Source organism: Streptomyces cahuitamycinicus (assembly GCF_002891435.1).
GTDB lineage: Bacteria > Actinomycetota > Actinomycetes > Streptomycetales > Streptomycetaceae > Streptomyces > Streptomyces cahuitamycinicus.
Map to the genome: position 1 here is coordinate 1 of NZ_POUC01000659.1, position 3,051 is coordinate 3,051.

3 protein-coding genes are annotated in these 3,051 nt (G+C 74.0%); 2 read left to right on the top strand and 1 reads right to left on the bottom strand.

Annotated features, from left to right (window positions below):
• Positions 1 to 940: response regulator (locus C1J00_RS41130; protein WP_146046368.1), on the top strand; the 940-nt coding region annotated here is incomplete at its 5' end.
• A gap of 263 nt (positions 941 to 1,203) precedes the next feature.
• Here the strand turns inward: C1J00_RS41130 and C1J00_RS41135 are convergent.
• On the bottom strand, positions 1,204 to 1,782 hold the full coding sequence (locus C1J00_RS41135; RefSeq protein WP_102913938.1) for a TetR family transcriptional regulator: 579 nt from the start codon (positions 1,780 to 1,782) through the stop codon (positions 1,204 to 1,206).
• A gap of 131 nt (positions 1,783 to 1,913) precedes the next feature.
• On the opposite strand from C1J00_RS41135, the gene C1J00_RS41140 reads away from it, so the two are divergent.
• Positions 1,914 to 3,051, top strand: a 1,138-nt coding sequence (locus tag C1J00_RS41140; RefSeq protein ID WP_102913939.1) for an MFS transporter, incomplete at its 3' end; no start/stop codon positions are given.

Here is a 3,051-nt window from a genome sequence, read left to right on the forward strand (position 1 = left end):
GGCCCCCGCCCCGGCCACCGCCCCCGTTCCGGCGCAGCCGTCCCTCGCCGGTCAGTCGCGCCTGGCGCAGATGACCGAGGGCGGCGGACGGTCGTACGCCATAGGCGCACCGGACGAGAACGCCGCCGAGGGGCCGGAGCCGCTGGACGGGCCCGGCGGGGCCGTCGAGGTGGCCGATCCGCCGCGGCCGCAGCCGATGGACGACGAACTGCCGCCCGAGCCGCTGGACAACCCGCGGCGGCTGCTGGTGTGGCCGGCGCCGGACGTCAGCACCCAGCAGGCGCTGAGCGACCGCGGCTACCGGCCGGTGATCGTGAACTCGCGCGAGGAGGTCGACGCGCAGATCGCGGCCTTCCCCGCCGCGCTGTTCGTCGACCCGCTGACCGGGCCGATCACGCGGACGGCACTGCAGTCACTGCGGCAGGCCGCCGTGGCCGCGGAGGTGCCCGTCCTCGTCACGGCCGGGCTCGGGCAGGCCTCGCGGGACGCGGCATACGGCGCCGATCCGGCCGTACTGCTGAAGGCGCTGGCGCCGCGCGACAGTGAGCAGCACCCGCCGCGGGTCCTGCTGGTCGAGGAGCACGCGGAGATCGCGCTGGCGCTGACGGCGACGCTGGAGCGGCGCGGTATGCAGGTCGCGCGGGCCGCGAGTGACGCGGACGCGGTGACGCTGGCGGGGCAGTTCCGGCCGAACCTGGTCGTGATGGATCTGCTCCAGGTGCACCGGCGGCAGGAGGGATACGCCGGGATCATCGACTGGCTGCGGGCGAACGGGCAGCTCAACCGCACTCCGCTCGTCGTGTACACCGCCGCCGTCGACCAGGCGGACCTGCCGCGGCTGGCGTCCGGGGAGACGGTGCTGTTCCTCGCGGAGCGGTCCACGAGCCCCGAGGTGCAGTCCAGGATCGTCGAGCTGCTCAGCCGGATCGGGACCAACTGAGCAACGGGCAGTAGTCCTACCGGGCCGCAGTCAGCCAGGGCGCGTCATACCGGGCCGTGAGCCGGGGCGAGTCCAGCCGGTCCGTCTACCGGCGCTCGTCCAGCCGAGCCGTCAGACCGGGGCGCGTCATACCGGGCCGTGAGCCGGCGCGAGTCCAGCCGAGCCATCAGCCGGCGCGAGCCCTACCGAGCCATCAGCCGACGCGCGCCCTACCGAGCCATCAGCCGACGTGCGCCCTACCGAGCCATCAGCCGGCGCGAGCCCTACCGAGCCGTCAGCCGGCGTGCGGCCTCCTTCACCGAGGCCCGCAGACGGTCCCGCTCGGGCTCGCCGTCGCCGACCAGGATGCGCCGCATCTGGGGGACGACGGCGGTCCAGTTGGCCAGGGCGGTCAGCAGGAACAGCAGGTCGGCCGCCGGAATGGCGTCCGTGACGGCTCCGCGCCGCTGCCCCTCCCGCAGGGCGGCGACCTTGCGGGCGTAGTGCTCCTGGCGGTCGGACTCGTGGGGCAGCTCGGTGCTGCCGTACTCCAGGCCCTCCCAGAAGAGCAGGCGCAGCAGCTCCGGGTGGGCGGCGTGGTAGTCCATCAGGCGGTCGACCCAGCTCTCGATGTCGTCCGGGTCGACGGGGACGGCCTCGGCGAGGTGGAGCATCTTCTTTTCGAGGACGATCGCAAACAGCTCGGCCTTGTTGCCGAAGTAGGCGTAGATGAGCTGTTTGTTGGCCTTCGCCGCGCCGGCGATGCGGTCGATGCGGGCGCCGGCGATGCCGTGCCAGGCGAACTCGGCGACCGCCGCCTCGAAGATCCGGGCCTTGGTGGCCTCGGGGTCCCTTGCTGCCATGGGGGAGAGGGTAGCGCGCCAGGGTAACCAACTGTTTGGTTGACAGTGGAGCGCGGGGCGGCCCAGACTGTCCCCTCATCCGTCAACCAACCAGTTAGTTGCTAGAGCCGACTCCAAGGAGTCCCCCTCCCATGTCGTCAGCGACCACCACCACCGCCCGCGGCACCGACCCCGTACGGCAGGCCCGTACGCCCGCCCCCGGCCTCTTCCTCTCCCTGCTCGCCGTGTGCAGCGCGGTCACCGCCGCCAACATCTACCTCGCCGCGCCACTGCTCCCGCTCATGGCCCGAGACTTCGGCTCGGCGCCCTCGGCCATCGCCTGGATCGCCTCGGTCGCCCAGCTCGGCTACGCCGTCGGGCTGCTGTTCTTCGCCCCGCTCGGCGACCGCGCGAACCGGCGTCGGCTGGTCGCCGGGCTCACGCTCGTCACCGCGCTCGCGCTGGGTGCCAGTGCGGCGGCCCCGGGCGCCGCCGCCCTCGCGGCCGCGATGTTCGTCGCCTCGGCGGCGACCGTGATCCCCCAGCTACTCGTCCCGCTGGTCGCCGAGCGGGCCCCGGTCGAGCGGCGGGCCCGGCATGTCGCGGCGGTCATCGCGGGTCTGTTCACCGGCATCGTCGCGGCCCGGGTCCTGGGCGGGCTGGCCGGGCAGGCGTTCGGCTGGCGGTGGGTGTTCGCGGGCGCGGCCGTGCTGACGCTCGCGCTGGGTCTCGCGACCGCGGTGGTCCTGCCCTCGCGGCAACGCCGACCGGGTCCGCTGTTCGCGGGGCTCGTCGCACTGCCGTCGGTGCTGCGGAGCTCGCCGGAGCTGTGGCGGGCGTGCGTGCGACAGGCCGGGATGTTCGGTGCGTGGAGCGCGCTGTGGACCTCACTGGCCCTGCTGCTGACCGGGCCGGAATACGGTCTGTCCACCGCGACCGCCGGGCTGTTCGGGCTCTTCGGGCTGACCGCGAGTGCGGTGGCGCCGCTGGCGGGCGGGCTGGTGGACCGGTTCGGTGCGGCGCGGGTCGTGGCCTCCGCGTATCTGATCGCCGCGGTGTCGGTGCCCCTGTTCTGGCTGGGCGGGCACGTGCTCTGGGCACTGTTCGCCGCCGCGGTCGCCGTGCACGCGGCCCTGGTCGCCTCCCACGTGGCCAACCAGACCCTGGCCCTGACCACGACCTCCACCCCCGCCACGGCCAACACCGCCTATGTGGTGGCCGGTTTCGCGGGCGGCGCCGCCGCATCGGCCCTCGCGGGGACCGCCTTCAGCCACTTCGGGTGGGGCGGGG